The following is an 18,601-nucleotide window of genomic DNA, read 5'->3' on the forward strand; positions in this document are numbered from 1 at the left end:
GTGATGCTGGTCGAGGATTCCCTGGTGGTGCGCCAGCTCCTCATCCACATCGTCGGCCGGGATCCGCGCCTGGAGGTCGTCGCGGCCGTGGCCTCCGGTGAGGAGGCCCTGGCGACGATCGGGCAGGTCCGGCCGGACGTCGTCTCGATGGATATCCGCCTGCCCGGCATCGACGGTCTGGAGACGACCCGGCGGATCATGGCCGAGCGACCGACGCCCATCGTGGTCATCGCCGATTCGATCGAGGATTCCTCCCTGCGGATTTCCATGAACGCCCTGCGGGCCGGCGCCCTGTCGGTGGTCGAGAAGCCGGTGGCCACCACCCATGCCGGCTACGATGCCGCCGCCAGCGAGATCTGCACGCAGCTGCGCATCATGGCCGCCGTGCCGGTGATCCGGCGCCGTCCGATCGGTTCGGAATGGGCCGGTCGCGTCGCTACCCCGCCGCCGGTGGCCGCGGCCCTGAAGGTACCGGAATCCGCCAGCGTGCTCGCCATCGCGGCCTCGACCGGCGGGCCTCCCGCCCTCGCCCGGGTGATCGGGGCGCTGCCCGCGAACTTTCAGCTTCCGGTCCTCGTCGTCCAGCACATGGGTCCCGCCTTCATGGAGGGCTTCGCCACTTGGCTGAATGGAGTCGTCGGGTTGCCGGTCGCCCTCGCCCGCGAGGGCGAGCGCGCCGAGCCCGGCCGTGTCTACGTGGCTCCGGGGGACCGGCACCTGGAACTCGGCGGCGGCGGTCACCTGCGGATCAGCGACGCCGCTCCCGTCGGCGGCCAGCGTCCGGCCGCCACCGCCCTGTTCCGCTCCGTCGCCCGGCATGCCGGCGCCCGCGGCATCGGTGTCCTCCTCACCGGGATGGGCGAGGACGGCGCCCTCGGCCTCCTCGACATGCGTCGCGCCGGAGGCCACACCGTGGCCGAGGACGAGACCACCGCGGTGGTGTTCGGGATGCCGGCCGCCGCCATCCGCCTCTCGGCCGCCGGAACCGTCCTGCCCCTGGACCGGATCGCCGCCCATCTCGCCCGCGTCGCGGAGGCCGCGCCGTGACCGAGGCCGCTCCGCCACGCCTCCTCCTCGTCGAGGATTCCGAGACTCAGGCCCTCGAATTGCGGCTCCTGCTCGAGTCCAAGGGCTACGCGGTGGAGCGTTGCGCCACCGCCGAGGCGGCCCTCGACCACCTCAACACCCGCCTGCCCGATCTCGTGGTGGCGGATCACCATCTCCCCGGCATGAACGGCGACGAGTTCGCCCGCCAGCTCCGGCTCTCCCTGCGCACCCGCGCCTTGCCCCTGCTGATGCTCACCGGCGCGCGCGATGGCGAGCGCCAGGGCCTGGAGAGCGGCGCCGACGCCTACGTGGCGAAGTCCGCCGATCGGGACCTCCTCGTGCTGCGCATCCGCGCCCTGCTGCGCGAGCGCATGGGCGGCAGCGACGGGCCGGGTGTCTCCGCCTTCCGCCGCGGCCGCGTCCTCGTGGTCGATGCGAGCGCCACCTACCGGACCTTTCTGGCCAGCCTCCTCGCCCACGAGGGCCAGGAGGTCACCACGGCCGACAGCCACGACGCGGCCCTCGCGGCCCTCGCGGCGGAGGGCGCCGCCTACGACTGCGTGACGATCGACCTCCTCGCCACGACCTATGACGGCCTCGCTCTGTGCCGGGCGATCAGCGACCACCGCAATGCCGGGCTCGCGGGCCGCGAGGCCGGTGCCCCGACCTTCCAGGTGGTCGGGATCGCCGGTTCCAATCCGGCCAAGGATTTCCTCGTGGAAGCCTTCGCGGCGGGGGCCGACGACGTCGTGTCGAAAGCCGACGGCGAGATCCTGGTGATGCGGGTGCGCAGCCTCGTGCGCCGCAAGCTCCTGGAGGAGGACAACCGCCGGATTGCCGGGGAATTCGGTGCCCGCGAGCGCGCCCTGGAGCGCGCCCGGGCGGAGGCCGAGGCGGCGGAGGCTCGCGCTGCCCTGGCCGGCGCCCTCGAGCAGGCCAATGCGGACCTCGCCACCGCCAATCGCAAGCTCACCGACGCTCAGGCCAAGCTCGTCCAGGCAGCCAAGATGGCCTCCCTCGGCGAGCTCGTGGCGGGCATTGCCCACGAGATCAACAATCCTCTGGCCTTCATCCTCGCCCATCAGGGCACCGTGGAGCGCATTCTCGGCGAGGTCGCCGCCGCACCTGATTCGCCCGACAGCCCGCGCCGGCTCAAGAAATGCGGCGACCGCGTCGGGGCCATGCGGATGGGCCTCACCCGCATCCAGGACCTCGTCCTCAACCTGCGCAAGTTCTCCCGCCTCGACGAGGGCGAGCGCACCCTGGTGCACGTGCCGGAGGCGATCGAGACCGTCCTCGCCCTGATCCAGCACAAGCTCGGCGACCGGATCGCGGTGGTGCGGGAGTTCGGCGGCCGGCCGGAGATCCACTGCACGCCCGCCCTCCTGAACCAGGTCGTCATGAACATCCTCGGCAATGCCGCGGACGCGATGCCCGAGGCCGGAACCATCGCCATCGAGACGCGCAGCCTTCCCGACACCGACGTCATCCGCATCAGCGACACCGGTCCGGGCATTCCCGAAGCGCTGCGCGAGAAGATCTTCGAGCCGTTCTTCACCACCAAGCCCGTCGGCTCGGGGACAGGCCTCGGCCTCGCGATTGCCTACAGTGTCGTCCAGGCGCATAGCGGCACGCTCAGCGTCGAGGCCGCTCCCGGAGGTGGGGCCTGTTTCGTGATCGGCATTCCACGGCAGACGGGTTGAGCATGTCACTGGGCACGATCCTCGCCGTCGACGACGAACCGGACATCCTCATCGCCCTCGAGGACCTTTTCGAGGACCAGTACCGCGTCCTCACGACGACGAAGCCGGCCGAGGCGCTGCAGATCCTGGCGGCGAACCCGGACGTCGCCGTCATCCTTTCGGACCAGCGCATGCCGGGCATGACCGGTGACGCCATGCTGGCCGAGGCGCGCAAGGTCCACGATGCCCAGGCGATCCTGCTCACCGGCTACGCCGACATGAGCGCGGTGGTCGCGGCCCTGAACCAGGGCGGAATCACCGGCTACGCGACGAAGCCCTGGGACGCCAACCTGCTGCGCAACACCGTGCGCCAGGCCTACGAGCGCCACCAGCTCGGCCGGGACCTCGCCACCGAGCGGGCGCTCCTGCGCGGCCTCCTCGACAACGCCGAGGACGCGATCTCCTTCAAGGATGCGGACGGACGCTTCGTGCGGCTCAACGCGCGCAAGGCCGCGCGCCTCGGCGGCGACGTCGTCGGCTGTCTCGGACGCACCGAGGATGCGGTTCTCGACGACGGGGAGGCGATCCGCAGCGCCGATGCCGCCGCCATCGCGGCCGGCGAGCCGAGCGACAGCCTGGTCGCCGAGGGCGCGATCGGGGCGGAACGCTGGCGCCACGTCACGCGCGTGCCGATCCGCGACGCGGCGGGTGAGATCACGCACCTTGCCACCATCGAGCGCGATGTGACCGAGCAGAAGACCCTGGAGGCGCGCCTGCGCCAGTCGGACAAGATGCAGGCCCTGGGCACCCTGGCCGGCGGCATCGCCCACGACTTCAACAACCTGCTGATGGCGATCCTCGGCAGCCTCGAACTCGTCGCGCCCAAGGTCGCCGAGCAGCCGCGGGTCCAGCGCCTCGTCGGCAACGCGATGCAGGCGGCTCAACGCGGCGCCTCCCTGACCAAGCGCCTCCTCAGCTTCAGCCGCTCCCGCGACCTGCGTCCCCGCGCCGTCGACGTGAATGGCCTCATCACCGGGATGCACGACCTGCTCGCCGGGAGCCTCGGCGGCCTCGTCACCGTCGAGACGATCCTCGCGCCCGAGGCGCCGGCCGCCTGCGTCGACCCTGACCAGCTCGAACTCGCGATCCTCAACCTCTGCATCAACGCCCGCGACGCGATGCCGGAGGGCGGCCGGATCGTCGTCGCCACCCGCAGCCTCGCCCTCGAGACCGATCCGGATCTGCCGGCCGGGGCCTACCTGTCCGTAGAGATCGCCGATTCGGGCAGTGGCATCGCCCCGGAAATCCTCGCCCGGGTCTGCGAGCCGTTCTTCACCACCAAGGCAGTGGGCCAGGGCACGGGACTCGGCCTCGCCATGGTGTTCGGTCTCGCCCAGCAATCCCACGGGCGCCTTCGCATCGAGAGTGCGCCGGGGGAAGGCACCCGCGTCCAGATCATCCTGCCGCGGGTCGAGGCGGCGAGCCCCAGCGAAGTGCCATCGCCCGGCGCCGCTTTGCCGGCCGCCCGGGCCGCCCGCATCCTCGTCGTCGACGACGATTCCGAGGTCCGGCACGTGACCGCCTCGTTCCTGTCGAGCTTCGGCTACAGCGAGCGCGAGGCCAGCGACGGCTCCACCGCCCTGTCGCTGATGGAACAGGGTCGCTTCGACCTCGTCGTCGCCGACCTGGCGATGCCCGGCATGACCGGCGTCGAGTTCGCCGAGATCGTGCGCGCGCGCTGGTCCGACGTGCCCGTGCTCATCGTCACGGGCCACGCCGAGGCGATCCCGATCCCGGCCGACCTGCCCGTGCTGCGCAAGCCCTTCGAGTCGGCCGAACTCGCGGCGGCGGTCTCGCGGCTCCTCGACCGGGCCGCCTGAGGCCGACGCGGCGGGCAACAAAAAAGGCGGCCCGGAGGCCGCCTGATTCGTCATTGGATCGAGGTGTGGCTTACGCCGCGTCGTCCACCAGCACCGGGCCGGAATCCTTACCGCGCGCGTCGACGTCACGGTCGACGAACTCGATCACGGCCAGCGGGGCGTTGTCGCCGTAGCGGAAGCCGGCCTTCATGATGCGGCAGTAGCCGCCCGGACGGGTGTTGTAGCGCGGGCCGATCACGGCGAAGAGCTTACGGACCATGGCCTCGTCGCGGATCTGCGACATGGCGAGGCGGCGGGCATGCAGGCTGTCGGTCTTGCCGAGGGTGATCAGCTTCTCGATGACCGGACGCAGATCCTTGGCCTTCGGCAGGGTGGTGACGATCTGCTCGTGCTTGATCAGCGCGGCCGACATGTTGGCGAACATCGCCTTGCGGTGCTCGGTGGTGCGGTTGAAACGACGACCGCGAAATCCATGACGCATGATGGCTGTCCTTGGTTGATGGCCGCCGTGCCACGGTACGGCCAAGCGCCCCTCCGAATGGTTCTTCGGGGCTGTTCATTCCGCATGACCCCGCGGCGGGATTCGTCCGGGAGTTCGCGTGAAGCGAACCCGATGGTGTCGGCCGAACCGGCGGCGCCGACAGGCGCCGCCACGTTTGGCTTGCGACGGCTCGCCTCAGTAGTGCTCTTCGAAGCGCTTGGCGAGATCCTCGATGTTCTCCGGCGGCCAGCCGGGGATGTCCATGCCGAGGTGGAGGCCCATCGCGGCGAGGACTTCCTTGATCTCGTTGAGCGACTTGCGGCCGAAGTTCGGGGTGCGCAGCATCTCGCCCTCGGACTTCTGGATGAGGTCGCCGATGTAGACGATGTTGTCGTTCTTCAGGCAGTTGGCCGAACGCACCGAGAGCTCGAGCTCGTCGACCTTCTTGAGAAGGGCCGGGTTGAAGGGGAGCTGCGGCGCGAGCGGCTGCGCCTCCTCCTTGCGGGGCTCCTCGAAGTTCACGAACACTTGGAGCTGGTCCTGGATGATGCGCGCGGCATAGGCCAGGGCATCCTCCGGAGACACGGCGCCGTTGGTCTCGATCGTCATCGTCAGCTTGTCCTTGTCGAGATCCTGGCCCTCGCGGGTGGTCTCGATGCGGTAGGACACCTTGGTGACGGGCGAGAACAGCGCGTCCACCGGGATCAGACCGATCGGCGCGTCCTCGGGACGGTTGCGCTCGGCCGGGACGTAGCCCTTGCCGGTGGCGACCGTGAACTCCATGCGGATCTCGGCGCCGTCATCGAGGGTGCAGATGACCAGGTCGGGATTCAGGATCTGGACGTCGCCCACCGTGCCGATGTCGCCGGCGGTGACGATTCCGGGGCCGGTCTTGCGCAGGGTCAGGCGCTTGGGCGCCTCGGTCTGCGAGCGGATGGCGATGGTCTTGATGTTGAGGACGATGTCGGTCACGTCCTCGCGCACGCCGGGGATCGACGAGAATTCGTGCAGCACGCCGTCGATCTGCACCGAGGTCACGGCTGCGCCCTGGAGCGAGGACAGCAGCACGCGGCGCAGGGAGTTGCCGAGCGTGGTGCCGAAGCCGCGCTCGAGGGGCTCGGCGACGACGGTGGCGACCCGCTTGGGGTCGTGCCCGGTCGAGACCTGGAGCTTGTTCGGCTTGATGAGCTCTTGCCAGTTCTTCTGAATGACCACGATGCTACCTCTCGCAAGATCGGCGCGGGCCACACAGGTGGTCCACGCATCGCCCGTCGACACCGCGCCATCGGCGCCCGGCGGGCTGGAAACTGTTGCGTCCGCGTCGAGCGCGGACCGTTACTGGGCCGCGACCCAGAGTTCCGGAACGAAACTGTAGGCGGCCCCGTCCCGGGCGACGTAGCCCAGGGCCGGAAACTCCAGGTGCGCACCCGCCACGAAGGTCCGGTCGGCCGCGACGGCGTCGAGTATCCGGCGGCGCACGGCGCGTGCCTGATCCACGTCGGTGTCGAAGACCATACCGGCTTCCGGCTGCTTGAACTGGATCGCCGGCAGGTGAACGATGTCCGCCCACATCAAAAGCGACGCGTCGCCCGACGTGATGCGGTAGCCGGTATGCCCCGGCGTGTGGCCCGGCAGCGGGACCGCCTCGATCCCGGGGGCGACGCTGCCGCCCGCGACGGTACGAAGGCGCCGGCCGTAGGGTGAGGTCGCCTTCCGGGCCATCTCGAAATAGGGCTTCGCCCCGTCCGGCGCGCGCGAGAGGGCTCCGTCGTCGAGCCAGTGCGCCGCCTCGTCGGCATGCACCACGAGCTCGGCATTCGGATAGGCCGCGGCGCCGTCATCCGTGATCAGGCCGCCGGCATGATCGGGATGCAGATGCGTCAGCAGCACGGTCTCGATGCTGTCCGGCGAGACGCCGGCCGCCGCGAGGGCCGCCGGAACGCGACCGAGGGACGGGCCACCGAAATGGCCCATCCCGCTGTCGATGAGGAGCGGCTTGCGCCCGGGACCCGTGATCAGGAACGCGTTGAGCGTGATCCGGGGATCCTGCGCGCGAAAGCCGGCGGCCTGTAAGGCGCCGGCCTCCGCACGATCGATCCCGGTGACGAGATCCAGCGACCCCTGAAGGTAGCCGTCATTCATCACCGTGACCGTCAGATCACCCAAGCTCCACCGCAGCACACCCGGAAGCGGATTCTGAGCATTCGACACGCGCGTCTCCGTGACAGGCCCCAAAGGTTCGCGAAGGCGTCCGCTCAGACGCGACGACGCTTGCGCGGACGGCAGCCGTTGTGCGGGATCGAGGTCACGTCGCGGATCGACGTCACGGTGAAGCCGGCGGCCTGCAGGGCGCGCAGGGCCGATTCACGACCGGAACCCGGGCCGGAGACTTCGACCTCGAGGGTGCGCATGCCGTGCTCGGCAGCCTTGCGGGCGGCGTCCTCGGCCGCGACCTGGGCAGCGTAGGGGGTCGACTTGCGCGAGCCCTTGAAGCCCATGGCGCCGGCGGACGACCACGAGATGGTGTTGCCCTGGGCGTCGGTGATGGTGACCATCGTGTTGTTGAACGAGGCGTTCACGTGCGCGACGCCCGAAACGATGTTCTTGCGTTCGCGGCGACGAACGCGGGTTGCTTCCTTGGCCATGTGTTCTCTCGTCCTTCAGGCGCGCCCGTCATTCCAGGCGCTCGGGAGTCTTCTAAGATGCCGGCGGCGCGGGCTTGGATCATCGTGCCACGTGGCGGGATTCGCCGCGCGGGAAGTCCTGCGCGATGGGCGGGAGGCCGAGCGGAGCGGGGCCTCCCAATTCGATCTAATTACTTCTTTTTGCCGGCGATCGGCTTGGACTTACCCTTGCGGGTGCGCGCGTTGGTGTGCGTGCGCTGGCCGCGGACGGGCAGGTTGCGGCGATGGCGCAGGCCACGGTAGCAGCCGAGATCCATCAGGCGCTTGATGTTCATCGAGACTTCGCGGCGCAGGTCGCCCTCGACGATGTAGTCGCGGTCGATGGTCTCGCGGATCGACAGCACTTCGGCGTCGGTCAGCTGGTTGACGCGGCGCTCGGCCGGGATCCCGACCTTGCCGGTGATCTCCTCGGCCTTCTTGGGGCCGATGCCGTGGATGTACTGCAGCGCGATGACGACGCGCTTGTTGGTCGGAATGTTAACGCCAGCGATACGAGCCAAGGTGTCTCTCCATGGGGGCACCGGACCTGAGGCCGGGCCGAGTGTCACGCGCGTCCGGTGGAGACCGGCCCCTGCGCGCCGTCCAAAACGACAAATCGGCCCGCATCAGCCTCTTGGAGAGGCGATCCGGACCCACTTCCTCTGAACGAAGACCGGCCCACTAGCGCGGGCCGGAGGATGTGTCAACCCGGGAAGACCGCGGCCGAAGGGCCGCGCCACCCGCGCCTCGGGTCAGTTCGCGGGGGCGGTGTGGCGGTCGAGGATCGCCACGAGATCCTCGGAGACGGCGTCGACCGGCTTCATGCCGTCGATGGTCTGCAGGAGCCCGGTCCCGGCGTAATAGTCGGACAGGGGCGCCGTCTGCTTGCGGTAGGCGTCGAGGCGGGTCTTGAACACCTCGGGTGTGTCGTCCTTGCGCACGGGCTGACCGCGGGCCGCCGTTTCCTGGGCGCGCTTCGCGATCCGGCCGACCAGGGCATCCTCGTCCACGACGAACTCGATGACGGTGTCGAGGGCGATGCCCTTCTGCGCCAGCATCGCATCGAGGGCCTTGGCCTGCTCCACGGTGCGCGGAAATCCGTCGAGGATGAAGCCCGTCTTGGCGTCCGCCTCCTCGATGCGGTCGGCGACGATGCCGACCACGATCGCGTCCGAGACGAGGCCGCCCGATTCCATCACGCTCTTGGCCTGCAGGCCGACCGGCGTGCCGGCCGCGACGGCGGCGCGCAGCATGTCGCCGGTCGAGAGCTGCGGAATGCCATAGCGTGCCACGATCCGCTCGGACTGCGTCCCCTTCCCCGCGCCGGGCGGCCCAAGCAGGATGATGCGCATGGTGTCGTTTCCTCAGGTCCGTTCGGCTTGGTTATCCGGCGATCCTGCGCGGGGCCGGGTCTCTGAACTCTAGCGAGGGCGGCGGTGGGCGCGAAGCCCGCCGACGCACCGTCAGCGCCGGCGCGTCGCCCCGCGCAGCTTCGCCTTCTTGACGAGGCCTTCGTACTGGTGGGCCATCAGGTGACCGTGGATCTGCGCCACCGTGTCCATGGTCACCGAGACCACGATCAGCAGGGATGTGCCGCCGAAGCCGATGGCGGCCGAAGAGTAGGATGCCAGGATCTCGGGCACCAGGCAGACGAAGGTGAGGTACAGCGCGCCGATCAGGGTGATGCGGGTCAGCACCTTGTCGATGAAGGCCGCGGTGCGCTCGCCCGGCCGGATGCCGGGAATGAAGCCGCCGTGCTTCTTCAGGTTGTCCGCCGTCTCCTCCGGATTGAAGACCACGGCGGTGTAGAAGAACGCGAAGAAGATGATCAGGGCCGCGTAGAGCACCATGTAGAGCGGCCGGCCATGGCCGATATAGGTGGTGATCGTGGCCAGGATGCCGGTGCCGCCGTTATTGGCCGAGAAGCTCGCCACCGTCGCGGGCAGGAGCAGCAGCGACGAGGCGAAGATCGGCGGAATCACGCCGGCGGTGTTGAGCTTCAGCGGCAGAAACGAGGTCTGGCCCTCGTACATGCGGTTGCCGACCTGGCGCTTCGGGTAGTTGATCAGCAGGCGACGCTGGGCCCGCTCCATGAACACGATGAAGTAGACCAGGGCGATGGCGGCCACACCCATGCCGAGGATGACGGCCGAGGACAGCGCACCGGTGCGGCTCAGCTCGAGCGCGCCGACGATCGCCACCGGCAGGTGGGCGACGATGCCGGCGAAGATGATCAGCGAGGAGCCGTTGCCGATGCCGCGCGACGTGATCTGCTCGCCGATCCACATCAGGAAGAGCGTGCCGCCCGTCAGGGTGATGACGGTGGACAGGATGAAGAACGGACCGGGCTCGATCGCGGCGCTCGATCCCTGCAGGCCGAAGGCGATGCCCCAGGACTGGACCAGCGCCAGCACGACCGTGAGGTAGCGCGTGTACTGGTTGATGACCTTGCGGCCGGACTCGCCTTCCTTCTTCAGCGCCTCGAGGCTCGGGATCACCGAGGTCAGGAGCTGGATGATGATGGAGGCCGAGATATACGGCATGATGTTGAGCGCGAATATCGCCATGCGCTCGACGGCACCGCCGGAGAACATGTTGAAGAGCCCAAGCACGCCGCCCGATTGCTGCTGGAAGTTCCGCGCGAACTGCTCCGGATCAATGCCCGGGATCGGGATGTAGGTCCCGAGGCGGAACACGATGAGCGCGCCCAGCGTGAACCAGATGCGCTTCTTAAGCTCGTCGGCCTTGGCGATGGCCCCGAAATTGAGGTTCGCGGCAAGCTGCTCGGCGGCTGAGGCCATGGCACCGGTTCCTGATATCGATCCGTACGGGAGCCGAGGCTCCCCATAAACTGATACGGCGGCCACGCGCGAGGTTGCACGGGCCGCCGCTCAGAGCTTCGACTTAAAGTCTGGCGTTGGGCTACGCAACCACGCGGGCGGGCTTGCCCCGGGTGGAGACACCGTCGCCATAGGTCACGGCGACCGTGCCGCCGGCCTTCTCGACACCCTCGATCGCCGACTTCGACGCGCGGGTGACCTCGAAGGTCAGCTTGGTGGTCAGTTCGCCGACGCCGAGGAGCTTCACGCCGTCACGGGCGCGAGCGCAGATGCCGGCGGCGATCAGCGTCTCGACGGTGACGGTGGCGCCCGCCTCGATGCGGCCGGCATCGACAGCCTGCTGGACGCGACCGAGATTCACCTCGTTCAGGTCCGTGGAGTACAGGTTGTTGAAGCCACGCTTCGGCAGGCGGCGATGCAGCGGCATCTGGCCGCCCTCGAAGCCCTTGATGGAGACGCCGGTGCGGGCCTTCTGACCCTTCACGCCGCGTCCCGCGGTCTTGCCCTTGCCGGAGCCGATGCCCCGGCCGACGCGCATCCGGTTCTTGGTGGCGCCGTCGTTGTCGCGGAGTTCGTTGAGTTTCATGATGCCCTCCCTCAGGCCGCGTCGCTGAGAACGCGCACGAGGTGCTGCACCTTGCGGATCATGCCGCGCACGGAGGGGGTATCCTCCAGCTCGGAAACCCGGTGCAGCTTGTTGAGCTTCAGGCCGATCAGCGTCGCGCGCTGGTCGCCTTCGCGGCGGATGGGCGAGCCGATCTGCTCGACCCGGAGAGTCTTCTGTGCCATCGGACCCTCCCCTTACGCGACTGCGGCTTCGGACATGTCGGACGGATCGGCATCGCGGCGACGGGCCTGGAGGGCCGACACCTTGAGGCCGCGACGGGCCGCGACGGAGCGCGGGCTGTCTTCGTTCTTGAGCGCCTCGAAGGTGGCGCGCACGAGGTTGTAGGGGTTCGAGGAGCCGAGGCTCTTGGCAACCACGTCCTGCATGCCCAGCGTCTCGAAGACGGCGCGCATCGGACCGCCGGCGATGATGCCGGTGCCCTGGGGGGCGGCGCGCAGGATGACCTTGCCGGCGCCGTGACGCCCGTAGACGTCGTGGTGAAGGGTGCGGCCCTCGCGGAGCGCCACGCGGACGAGACCGCGCTTGGCGGCTTCCGTGGCCTTGCGGATCGCCTCGGGCACTTCGCGCGCCTTGCCGTGGCCGAAGCCGACGCGGCCCTTCTGATCGCCGACGACGACGAGGGCTGCGAAGCCGAAGCGACGGCCGCCCTTCACCACCTTGGCGACGCGGTTGATGTGGACGAGCTTGTCCACGAACTCGCTGTCGCGCTCCTCGCGCTCGTCGCGGCGGCCGCGGCCCCCGCCTTCACGTTCACGTGCCATATTGAATGTCCATCTCACTGGCGCGGGTGGCGGACCCGCTCGCTTGAATCGTCTGGAACGGAGAGCGGCGCGAGCCGCCCTCCTCCGCCAATCTTAGAACTCGAGGCCACCCTCGCGGGCGGCTTCGGCGAGCGCCTTGACGCGCCCGTGATAGAGGTAGCCCGAGCGATCGAAGATCACCTGGGTGACGCCGGCGGCCTTGGCGCGCTCGGCGACGAGCTTGCCGACGGCCTGGGCCGCCGAGACGTCGGCCCCGGTCTTCAGGCCGGTGCGGAGATCCTTGTCGAGGCTCGAAGCCGCAGCGAGGGTCTTGCCCGCCGCGTCGTCGATGACCTGGACGTAGATCTGCTTGGACGAACGGAACACCGAGAGCCGGGGCCGTCCGTTGGCCGCCGCCCGCAGCGCGCGGCGCACACGCGCCTTGCGGCGGTCGAGTGCATCGATTTTGCGTGACATGTTCGGCGGCCCTTACTTCTTCTTGCCTTCCTTGCGGAAGATGAACTCGCCCGCGTACTTCACGCCCTTGCCCTTGTAGGGCTCCGGGCCGCGATAGTCGCGGATCTCGGCGGCCACCTGGCCGACCACCTGCCGGTCGATGCCGGAGATGACGATCTCGGTGGGCTTCGGCACCGCGATCGTGATCCCCGCTGGGATCTCGTACTCGATGTCGTGGCTGTAGCCGAGCGAGAGCTTCAGAGCCTTGCCGGCCATCGCGGCGCGGTAACCCACGCCGGTGATCTCGAGCTTCTTCTCGAAGCCCTTGGAGACGCCCTCGACGAGGTTCGCCACCTGTGCACGGGAGGTCCCCCAGAGCGAGCGGGCCTCCTTGGTCTGGTTCTTGGGCTGCACCGAGACGGCACCGTCCTCGAACTTCACGTCGACCACGTTGGGCACGACGTACTGGAGCTCGCCCTTGGAGCCCTTCATCTTCACCGTTTGACCGGTCACCGTGGCCGTCACGCCGGACGGGACGGGAACGGGCTTCTTGCCTACGCGAGACATCGCCTTATTCCTCCAAGTCCGAGATCAGAACACCTTACAGAGCACTTCGCCGCCGACGTTGCGCTCACGCGCCTCGTGGTCGGCCATGACGCCCTGCGGGGTGGACACGATGGTGACGCCGAGACCGTCGGCGACGCGCGGCAGCTCGCCGACCGACGAGTAGACGCGGCGGCCGGGCTTCGACACGCGCTGGATCGAGCGGATGACGGGCTGGCCGTCGTAGTACTTCAGCTCGATCGCGAACTCGGTGCGGCCGTTGCCGTAATCCGTGGTCGCGTAGTCGCGGATGTAGCCCTCGGACTTGAGGACGTCGAGCACGCTGGCGCGCAGGCGGGAACCGGGCGTCTGGACGACGTTGCGGCGGCGCTGCTGACCGTTGCGGATGCGGGTGAGCATATCACCCACGGGATCGTTGACCATGGTGGTTGCTCCTTACCAGCTCGACTTGACGAGACCGGGGATCAGACCCTGGTTGCCGAGTTCGCGCAGCGCGATGCGCGAGATGCCCATCTTGCGATAGAAGGCGCGCGGACGGCCGGTCATGCCGCAGCGGTTGCGGATGCGGGTGGGGGACGAATTGCGGGGCAGTTCCGCGAGCTTGAGGCGCGCCTCGAAGCGCTCCTCCATCTCGAGGGATTCGTCATTCGCCGTGGCAAGCAGCGCCTTGCGCTTGGGAGCGTAGAGCTTCACCAGCGCTTCGCGGTGCTTGTTCTTCTCGATCGAGCTTTTCTTTGCCATTTCTCTCTCCGGTGTCCGCGTCTGAGACCTTAGGAAGGGCTCACTGCCGGAACGGGAATCGGAACTGCGTGAGGAGCGCGCGCGCCTCAGCATCGGTGCGGGCCGTCGTCTGGATGACGATGTCCATGCCCCAGGTGGCCTCGGCCTTGTCGTACGAGATCTCCGGGAACACGAGGTGCTCCTTGAGGCCCAGCGCGTAGTTGCCGTTGCCGTCGAAGGAACGCGGGTTGAGGCCGCGGAAATCGCGGACGCGCGGGAGGGCGATCGTGATCAGGCGATCCATGAACTCGTACATGCGCTGCTTGCGCAGGGTCACCTTGCAGCCGATCGGCATGCCCTCGCGGACCTTGAAGGTCGCGATGGCCTTGCGGGCCTTGGTGATCACCGGCTTCTGGCCGGCGATGAGGGCGAGATCGCCGGCGGCGACGGACGCCTTCTTCGAATCGGCGGTCGACTCGCCCACGCCCATGTTGATCACGATCTTCTCGATGACCGGAACCTGCATGGGATTCTTGTAGCCGAACTCTTCGATCAGCTTCTGGCGCACCACTTCGTCGTAGTGCTTGCGCAGGCGCGGGACGTACCCGTCAGTGTTCTTCTCAGCCATCGATCAGATCCCCCGAGCGCTTGGCGAACCGGACTTTGCGGCCGTCGTCGAGAATGCGGAAACCAACGCGCGTGGGCTGACCATCCTTGGGGTCGGCGACGGCGATGTTGGACAGGTGAATCGCAGCTTCCTTGGAGACGATGCCGCCTTCCTGGTTCTGCGTCTGCTTCTGGTGCTTCTTGACCAGGTTGATGCCACGCACCAGGGCGCGGTCTTCCTTGGGGAGCACCTGGATGACCTCGCCCGAGCGACCCTTGTCGCGACCGGTGAGGACGACGACCTTGTCGCCTTTCTTGACCTTGGCGGCCATTACAGCACCTCCGGCGCGAGCGAGATGATCTTCATGTGGTTGCGGGCGCGCAGCTCGCGCGGAACCGGTCCGAAGATGCGGGTGCCGATCGGCTCCTTCTGATTGTTGATCAGAACGGCGGCGTTCTTGTCGAAGCGGATCACCGAACCGTCGGGACGCTTCACTTCCTTCGCCGTGCGAACGACGACCGCCTTCATGACGTCGCCCTTCTTCACGCGACCCCGGGGAATCGCTTCCTTGACGGAAACCACGATGATGTCGCCGACACCGGCGTACTTACGCTTCGACCCGCCCAGAACCTTGATGCACATCACGCGGCGCGCACCAGAGTTGTCGGCGACGTCCAGATTCGTCTGCATCTGGATCACGGGCAGTGACCTTTCCATTGTTTCAGGCGGGTTTCCGCACGCGGACGGTATTGTCCGGCGGACGACGCCTGATGGGGATCTGATGTCCCCGGCTCATATGAAACGCCGCGCAATCGGTGTCCGTGGACCCCGGCGCGGTCGCCGCGTACGAAGGGTGCGAACACCCCTCTCATCTGTCGCGAAGGCATGCCCACTACACCGGGCGGCACCAACGCGCAAGGTCTATTTGCGGATCCGCGCGCTCCGACGGGAACGCGCGGCTCGCACGATTTCCGGCCGCCAGGCCGAAGGTGGCAACGAAAAAGCGGACGCCACGATGAGCGCCCGCTTCAACGTCTGTGCATGACGCTCAGGCCTCGGCCGGAGCAGCCCCGGTGGCGGCGGCGCCCTCGACCAGCTTCCAGGTCTTGGTCTTCGAGAAGGGACGGCATTCCTCGATCGACACGGTCTGGCCGACCTTGGCGACGTTGGCCTCGTCGTGGGCGTGGTAGTTCTTCGAGCGACGGACGGTCTTCTTCATCACCGGGTGGGTGAAGCGGCGCTCCACCTTCACGACGATGGTCTTCTCGCCCTTGTCGCTGACGACGACGCCCTGCAATACGCGCTTCGGCATGGTGTACTCCTCAGGCCTGCGCCGACTTCAGCGTCTTCTGACGCTGGAGCGTACGGACGCGGGCGATATCGCGGCGGACTTCGCGGACGCGCGCGACGTTCTCGAGCTGGCCGGTGGCGCCCTGGAAGCGCAGGTTGAACTGCTCCTTCTTCAGGTTCAGCAGCTCATCGTTCAGCTGATCGGGCGACAGGGCGGCCAGATCCGACTGTCTCTGCGACGACTTCATGATCCCCTCCCTCTCAATCAGCGATGCGCTGAACGACGCGCGTGCGGATCGGGAGCTTCGCCGCGCCGAGGCGCAGGGCCTCCTTCGCGACGTCCTCGGCCACGCCGTCGACTTCGAACATGATACGACCGGGATGCACGCGGGCAGCCCAGAACTCGGGTGCACCCTTACCGGAGCCCATGCGGACCTCGGTGGGCTTGGCCGTGACCGGAACGTCCGGGAAGATCCGGATCCAGACGCGGCCCTGGCGCTTCATCTCGCGGGTGATCGCGCGGCGGGCCGCCTCGATCTGGCGCGCGGTGATGCGCTCGGGCTCGACGGCCTTCAGGCCGAACGTCCCGAAGTTGAGGTCGAAGCCGCCCTTGGCCGCACCGTGGATGCGACCCTTGAACTGCTTACGGAACCTGGTCTTCTTGGGTTGCAACATGGCAGCCTCTCAACACCTTTCTGGGTGACGGGGTCACGAACACGCCGTCAGGCGTGCTCGCGCCGGCCGCGCTCGCGGCCACCCTCACCATCGCGCTCGCGACGGCCGCCCGAACGGCCACCCTCTTCCTGCGCCTTCTTGTCCTGTGCCATCGGGTCGTGCTCGAGGATCTCGCCCTTGAACACCCACACCTTGATGCCGCACGTCCCGTAGGTCGTGAAGGCGGTGGCGACGCCGTAATCGACGTCAGCGCGAAGGGTATGCAGGGGAACGCGGCCCTCGCGGTACCACTCCTGGCGGGCGATCTCGGCGCCGCCGAGACGACCCGAGCAGTTGATACGGATGCCTTCGGCTCCGAGACGCATGGCCGACTGCACGGCGCGCTTCATGGCGCGACGGAAGGCGACGCGGCGCTCGAGCTGCTGGGCGATCGAGTCGGCCACCAGGGTGGCGTCGATCTCGGGCTTGCGCACCTCGACGATGTTGATCGTCACGTCGGCCTTGGTCAGCGTGCCGACCAGCTTGCGCAGCTTCTCGATGTCCGCGCCCTTCTTGCCGATGACCACGCCCGGACGACCCGAGTGGATGGTGACGCGGCACTTCCGGTGCGGGCGCTCGATGACGATCTTCGAGACGGCGGCCTGCTTGAGCTGCTTCATGAGGGCGGCGCGGATCGCGACGTCCTCGTGCATGAGCTTGGCGTATTCACCCTTCTGGGCGAACCAGCGGGAGTCCCAGGTCCGGTTGATACCGAGCCGCAGACCGATCGGATTGACTTTCTGGCCCATCAGGTCCTCCTCACGCCGCTTCGGCGGTCGGGACTTCGCGCACCACGATGGTGAGGTTCGCGAAGGGCTTCAGGATACGGGCGCCGCGGCCACGCGCACGGGCGTGGAACCGCTTCAGCACGAGCGCCTTGCCGACGAAGGCCTGGGAGACGACGAGATCGTCGACGTCCAGGTTGTGGTTATTCTCGGCATTGGCGATGGCGCTCTCGAGGCACTTCTTGACCTCGCGGGCGATCCGCTTGCGGGAGAATTCGAGGTCGGCGAGCGCCGAGTCGACCTTCTTGCCGCGAATGAGCTGCGCGACGAGATTGAGCTTCTGCGGGCTGACGCGCAGCATGCGCGCGACGGCCTGAGCCTCGTTCTCGGGGAGCGCGCGGGGAGTGGCGGGCTTGCCCATGATCAGCGCCTCTTCGACTTCTTGTCGGCTGCGTGACCGTGGAAGGTGCGGGTCGGCGAGAACTCGCCGAACTTGTGGCCGACCATTTCCTCGGAGACGTAGACCGGGATGTGCTTCTGTCCGTTGTGCACACCGAAGGTGAGCCCGACGAACTGCGGCAGGATCGTGGAGCGGCGGCTCCAGATCTTGATGACTTCGTTACGGCTGGAACCGCGAGCGGCTTCGGCCTTCTTGAGGAGGTAGCCGTCGATGAACGGCCCCTTCCAGAGCGAGCGTGCCATGGGCGTTACTTCTTACGGTTATGACGGCTGGACAGGATGAAGACGTCGGTCCGCTTGTTCGAGCGGGTCTTCTTCCCCTTCGTGGGAACGCCCCAGGGCGTGACCGGGTTACGGCCGCCGGAGGTACGTCCCTCGCCGCCGCCGTGCGGGTGGTCGACCGGGTTCATGGCAACACCGCGCACGTGCGGGCGCTTGCCGAGCCAGCGGTTGCGGCCGGCCTTGCCGAGCGAGATGTTCATGTGGTCCGGGTTCGACACCGCGCCGACGCTGGCGAAGCACTGACCGTGGACCAGGCGCTGCTCGCCCGAGTTCAGGCGGAGCGTGACGTAGCCCTGATCGCGGCCGACGATCTGGGCGTAGTTGCCGGCGGAGCGGGCGATCGCGCCGCCCTTGCCGATCTTGAGCTCGACGTTGTGGACGATCGTGCCCACCGGCATGTTGCCGACCGGACCGGCATTGCCGGGCTTGATGTCGACCTGCTCGGCCGCGATCACCTTGTCGCCGGGCGACAGGCGCTGCGGAGCCAGGATGTAGCTCTGCGTGCCGTCGGGGAAGGCGATCAGGGCGATGAACGCGGTGCGGTTCGGATCGTATTCGATCCGCTCGACCGTTGCGGACACGCCCATCTGCTCGCGACGCTTGAAGTCCACGTTGCGGAGCGTGCGCTTGTGACCGCCGCCGCGAAAGCGGACCGTGATGCGGCCGAGGTTGTTGCGGCCGCCGGACGACGACTTGCCCTCGGTGAGCTTCTTGACCGGCTTGCCCTTGTAGAGCTCACGGCGGTCGACGAGCACGAGCTGGCGAAGGCTCGGCGTGACCGGTTTGAATGTCTTCAAGGCCATCGGTGGTAATCCTTAACCCG

Annotated in this window: 27 protein-coding genes; 3 read left to right on the plus strand and 24 right to left on the minus strand. The window is 68.0% G+C overall.

Features of this window, described 5'->3' with window-relative positions; genetic code table 11:
- The first annotated feature begins 3 nt into the window (after window positions 1-3).
- From cheB to AC0IWM_RS17140, 3 genes are read left to right on the plus strand one after another with little or no spacing between them, the layout of a single operon-like run.
- Window positions 4-1,047, plus strand: a complete 1,044-nt coding sequence (gene cheB / locus AC0IWM_RS17130; RefSeq protein WP_471757118.1) for a chemotaxis-specific protein-glutamate methyltransferase CheB — start codon at window positions 4-6, stop codon at window positions 1,045-1,047.
- Window positions 1,044-2,750 (plus strand): response regulator, encoded by a 1,707-nt coding sequence (locus tag AC0IWM_RS17135; protein ID WP_471756974.1) that lies wholly within the window; start codon window positions 1,044-1,046, stop codon window positions 2,748-2,750. The genes cheB and AC0IWM_RS17135 overlap by 4 nt, the downstream gene beginning before the upstream one ends.
- A 2-nt stretch (window positions 2,751-2,752) precedes the next feature.
- Window positions 2,753-4,609, plus strand: a complete 1,857-nt coding sequence (locus AC0IWM_RS17140; RefSeq protein WP_471756976.1) for a response regulator — start codon at window positions 2,753-2,755, stop codon at window positions 4,607-4,609.
- A 70-nt stretch (window positions 4,610-4,679) separates the two neighbouring features.
- On the opposite strand, the gene rplQ is transcribed toward AC0IWM_RS17140, so the two are convergent.
- The 24 genes from rplQ to rplB form a co-directional block, all read right to left on the minus strand.
- Window positions 4,680-5,090 carry a 50S ribosomal protein L17 gene (gene rplQ, locus AC0IWM_RS17145; RefSeq protein WP_055949338.1) on the minus strand — a complete coding sequence of 137 codons (411 nt, stop codon included), beginning with the start codon at window positions 5,088-5,090 and terminating at the stop codon, window positions 4,680-4,682.
- Window positions 5,091-5,285: 195 nt separating this feature from the next.
- The gene (locus AC0IWM_RS17150) at window positions 5,286-6,305 is read right to left on the minus strand and encodes a DNA-directed RNA polymerase subunit alpha (RefSeq protein WP_056183544.1); all 1,020 of its coding nucleotides are present in this window, start codon (window positions 6,303-6,305) and stop codon (window positions 5,286-5,288) included.
- A gap of 120 nt (window positions 6,306-6,425) precedes the next feature.
- Entirely contained in the window at window positions 6,426-7,301 is an 876-nt protein-coding gene (locus AC0IWM_RS17155) for an MBL fold metallo-hydrolase (RefSeq protein WP_471756978.1), read from the minus strand.
- Window positions 7,302-7,345: 44 nt separating this feature from the next.
- The gene (rpsK, locus tag AC0IWM_RS17160) at window positions 7,346-7,735 is read right to left on the minus strand and encodes a 30S ribosomal protein S11 (RefSeq protein ID WP_056091630.1); all 390 of its coding nucleotides are present in this window, start codon (window positions 7,733-7,735) and stop codon (window positions 7,346-7,348) included.
- A gap of 170 nt (window positions 7,736-7,905) precedes the next feature.
- A complete protein-coding gene (rpsM, locus tag AC0IWM_RS17165) occupies window positions 7,906-8,274 on the minus strand; it encodes a 30S ribosomal protein S13 (RefSeq protein WP_019904471.1) in 369 nt (122 codons plus the stop codon).
- A gap of 231 nt (window positions 8,275-8,505) precedes the next feature.
- The gene (locus tag AC0IWM_RS17170; RefSeq protein ID WP_056469616.1) at window positions 8,506-9,105 is read right to left on the minus strand and encodes an adenylate kinase; all 600 of its coding nucleotides are present in this window, start codon (window positions 9,103-9,105) and stop codon (window positions 8,506-8,508) included.
- Window positions 9,106-9,216: 111 nt separating this feature from the next.
- A complete protein-coding gene (secY, locus tag AC0IWM_RS17175) occupies window positions 9,217-10,554 on the minus strand; it encodes a preprotein translocase subunit SecY (protein ID WP_056469611.1) in 1,338 nt (445 codons plus the stop codon).
- Between the two features lie 121 nt (window positions 10,555-10,675).
- Window positions 10,676-11,179, minus strand: coding sequence for a 50S ribosomal protein L15 (gene rplO / locus AC0IWM_RS17180; RefSeq protein ID WP_056469608.1), 504 nt, complete (start codon window positions 11,177-11,179; stop codon window positions 10,676-10,678).
- 11 nt (window positions 11,180-11,190) lie between these two features.
- Entirely contained in the window at window positions 11,191-11,382 is a 192-nt protein-coding gene (gene rpmD / locus AC0IWM_RS17185; RefSeq protein WP_056469605.1) for a 50S ribosomal protein L30, read from the minus strand.
- A 12-nt stretch (window positions 11,383-11,394) separates the two neighbouring features.
- Window positions 11,395-11,982 carry a 30S ribosomal protein S5 gene (gene rpsE / locus AC0IWM_RS17190; RefSeq protein WP_055949312.1) on the minus strand — a complete coding sequence of 196 codons (588 nt, stop codon included), beginning with the start codon at window positions 11,980-11,982 and terminating at the stop codon, window positions 11,395-11,397.
- A gap of 93 nt (window positions 11,983-12,075) precedes the next feature.
- A complete protein-coding gene (gene rplR, locus AC0IWM_RS17195; RefSeq protein ID WP_056469602.1) occupies window positions 12,076-12,438 on the minus strand; it encodes a 50S ribosomal protein L18 in 363 nt (120 codons plus the stop codon).
- A 12-nt stretch (window positions 12,439-12,450) separates the two neighbouring features.
- A complete protein-coding gene (gene rplF / locus AC0IWM_RS17200; RefSeq protein WP_055949306.1) occupies window positions 12,451-12,984 on the minus strand; it encodes a 50S ribosomal protein L6 in 534 nt (177 codons plus the stop codon).
- Window positions 12,985-13,008: 24 nt separating this feature from the next.
- Window positions 13,009-13,404 carry a 30S ribosomal protein S8 gene (gene rpsH / locus AC0IWM_RS17205; RefSeq protein ID WP_055881679.1) on the minus strand — a complete coding sequence of 132 codons (396 nt, stop codon included), beginning with the start codon at window positions 13,402-13,404 and terminating at the stop codon, window positions 13,009-13,011.
- A gap of 12 nt (window positions 13,405-13,416) precedes the next feature.
- Entirely contained in the window at window positions 13,417-13,722 is a 306-nt protein-coding gene (rpsN, locus tag AC0IWM_RS17210; RefSeq protein WP_056183527.1) for a 30S ribosomal protein S14, read from the minus strand.
- 40 nt (window positions 13,723-13,762) lie between these two features.
- A complete protein-coding gene (gene rplE / locus AC0IWM_RS17215; RefSeq protein WP_056469600.1) occupies window positions 13,763-14,329 on the minus strand; it encodes a 50S ribosomal protein L5 in 567 nt (188 codons plus the stop codon).
- Complete coding sequence (gene rplX, locus AC0IWM_RS17220) at window positions 14,322-14,639, minus strand: 50S ribosomal protein L24 (RefSeq protein WP_056183523.1); 318 nt, start codon at window positions 14,637-14,639, stop codon at window positions 14,322-14,324. The genes rplE and rplX overlap by 8 nt, the downstream gene beginning before the upstream one ends.
- The gene (rplN, locus tag AC0IWM_RS17225) at window positions 14,639-15,007 is read right to left on the minus strand and encodes a 50S ribosomal protein L14 (RefSeq protein WP_055949294.1); all 369 of its coding nucleotides are present in this window, start codon (window positions 15,005-15,007) and stop codon (window positions 14,639-14,641) included. The genes rplX and rplN overlap by 1 nt, the downstream gene beginning before the upstream one ends.
- 349 nt (window positions 15,008-15,356) lie before the next feature.
- Entirely contained in the window at window positions 15,357-15,620 is a 264-nt protein-coding gene (rpsQ, locus tag AC0IWM_RS17230; protein WP_056469597.1) for a 30S ribosomal protein S17, read from the minus strand.
- A gap of 10 nt (window positions 15,621-15,630) precedes the next feature.
- The gene (rpmC, locus tag AC0IWM_RS17235) at window positions 15,631-15,846 is read right to left on the minus strand and encodes a 50S ribosomal protein L29 (protein ID WP_018044221.1); all 216 of its coding nucleotides are present in this window, start codon (window positions 15,844-15,846) and stop codon (window positions 15,631-15,633) included.
- Window positions 15,847-15,859: 13 nt separating this feature from the next.
- The gene (rplP, locus tag AC0IWM_RS17240; RefSeq protein WP_055949287.1) at window positions 15,860-16,273 is read right to left on the minus strand and encodes a 50S ribosomal protein L16; all 414 of its coding nucleotides are present in this window, start codon (window positions 16,271-16,273) and stop codon (window positions 15,860-15,862) included.
- A 47-nt stretch (window positions 16,274-16,320) separates the two neighbouring features.
- The gene (gene rpsC / locus AC0IWM_RS17245) at window positions 16,321-17,061 is read right to left on the minus strand and encodes a 30S ribosomal protein S3 (RefSeq protein ID WP_055949284.1); all 741 of its coding nucleotides are present in this window, start codon (window positions 17,059-17,061) and stop codon (window positions 16,321-16,323) included.
- Window positions 17,062-17,071: 10 nt separating this feature from the next.
- Complete coding sequence (gene rplV, locus AC0IWM_RS17250; RefSeq protein ID WP_055949281.1) at window positions 17,072-17,458, minus strand: 50S ribosomal protein L22; 387 nt, start codon at window positions 17,456-17,458, stop codon at window positions 17,072-17,074.
- 2 nt (window positions 17,459-17,460) lie between these two features.
- Window positions 17,461-17,739: a 30S ribosomal protein S19 gene (gene rpsS, locus AC0IWM_RS17255; protein ID WP_055949278.1), complete on the minus strand. Its 279-nt coding sequence runs from the start codon at window positions 17,737-17,739 to the stop codon at window positions 17,461-17,463.
- 5 nt (window positions 17,740-17,744) lie between these two features.
- Window positions 17,745-18,581 (minus strand): 50S ribosomal protein L2, encoded by an 837-nt coding sequence (rplB, locus tag AC0IWM_RS17260; RefSeq protein WP_055949274.1) that lies wholly within the window; start codon window positions 18,579-18,581, stop codon window positions 17,745-17,747.
- Window positions 18,582-18,601 lie beyond the last annotated feature (20 nt).

This window comes from Methylobacterium sp. AC433, from assembly GCF_979253015.1.

What these genes read in the sequence shown, in the direction of transcription:
- cheB (WP_471757118.1), top strand. Translation starts at nt 4, where the DNA reads ATGCTGGTCGAGGATTCCCTGGTGGTGCGCCAGCTCCTCATCCACATC.
- AC0IWM_RS17140 (WP_471756976.1), top strand. Translation starts at nt 2,753, where the DNA reads ATGTCACTGGGCACGATCCTCGCCGTCGACGACGAACCGGACATCCTC.
- rplQ (WP_055949338.1), bottom strand. Translation starts at nt 5,090, where the DNA reads ATGCGTCATGGATTTCGCGGTCGTCGTTTCAACCGCACCACCGAGCAC.
- rpsK (WP_056091630.1), bottom strand. Translation starts at nt 7,735, where the DNA reads ATGGCCAAGGAAGCAACCCGCGTTCGTCGCCGCGAACGCAAGAACATC.
- AC0IWM_RS17170 (WP_056469616.1), bottom strand. Translation starts at nt 9,105, where the DNA reads ATGCGCATCATCCTGCTTGGGCCGCCCGGCGCGGGGAAGGGGACGCAG.
- secY (WP_056469611.1), bottom strand. Translation starts at nt 10,554, where the DNA reads ATGGCCTCAGCCGCCGAGCAGCTTGCCGCGAACCTCAATTTCGGGGCC.
- rplO (WP_056469608.1), bottom strand. Translation starts at nt 11,179, where the DNA reads ATGAAACTCAACGAACTCCGCGACAACGACGGCGCCACCAAGAACCGG.
- rpmD (WP_056469605.1), bottom strand. Translation starts at nt 11,382, where the DNA reads ATGGCACAGAAGACTCTCCGGGTCGAGCAGATCGGCTCGCCCATCCGC.
- rpsE (WP_055949312.1), bottom strand. Translation starts at nt 11,982, where the DNA reads ATGGCACGTGAACGTGAAGGCGGGGGCCGCGGCCGCCGCGACGAGCGC.
- rplR (WP_056469602.1), bottom strand. Translation starts at nt 12,438, where the DNA reads ATGTCACGCAAAATCGATGCACTCGACCGCCGCAAGGCGCGTGTGCGC.
- rplF (WP_055949306.1), bottom strand. Translation starts at nt 12,984, where the DNA reads ATGTCTCGCGTAGGCAAGAAGCCCGTTCCCGTCCCGTCCGGCGTGACG.
- rpsH (WP_055881679.1), bottom strand. Translation starts at nt 13,404, where the DNA reads ATGGTCAACGATCCCGTGGGTGATATGCTCACCCGCATCCGCAACGGT.
- rpsN (WP_056183527.1), bottom strand. Translation starts at nt 13,722, where the DNA reads ATGGCAAAGAAAAGCTCGATCGAGAAGAACAAGCACCGCGAAGCGCTG.
- rplE (WP_056469600.1), bottom strand. Translation starts at nt 14,329, where the DNA reads ATGGCTGAGAAGAACACTGACGGGTACGTCCCGCGCCTGCGCAAGCAC.
- rplX (WP_056183523.1), bottom strand. Translation starts at nt 14,639, where the DNA reads ATGGCCGCCAAGGTCAAGAAAGGCGACAAGGTCGTCGTCCTCACCGGT.
- rpsQ (WP_056469597.1), bottom strand. Translation starts at nt 15,620, where the DNA reads ATGCCGAAGCGCGTATTGCAGGGCGTCGTCGTCAGCGACAAGGGCGAG.
- rpmC (WP_018044221.1), bottom strand. Translation starts at nt 15,846, where the DNA reads ATGAAGTCGTCGCAGAGACAGTCGGATCTGGCCGCCCTGTCGCCCGAT.
- rplP (WP_055949287.1), bottom strand. Translation starts at nt 16,273, where the DNA reads ATGTTGCAACCCAAGAAGACCAGGTTCCGTAAGCAGTTCAAGGGTCGC.
- rpsC (WP_055949284.1), bottom strand. Translation starts at nt 17,061, where the DNA reads ATGGGCCAGAAAGTCAATCCGATCGGTCTGCGGCTCGGTATCAACCGG.
- rplV (WP_055949281.1), bottom strand. Translation starts at nt 17,458, where the DNA reads ATGGGCAAGCCCGCCACTCCCCGCGCGCTCCCCGAGAACGAGGCTCAG.
- rpsS (WP_055949278.1), bottom strand. Translation starts at nt 17,739, where the DNA reads ATGGCACGCTCGCTCTGGAAGGGGCCGTTCATCGACGGCTACCTCCTC.
- rplB (WP_055949274.1), bottom strand. Translation starts at nt 18,581, where the DNA reads ATGGCCTTGAAGACATTCAAACCGGTCACGCCGAGCCTTCGCCAGCTC.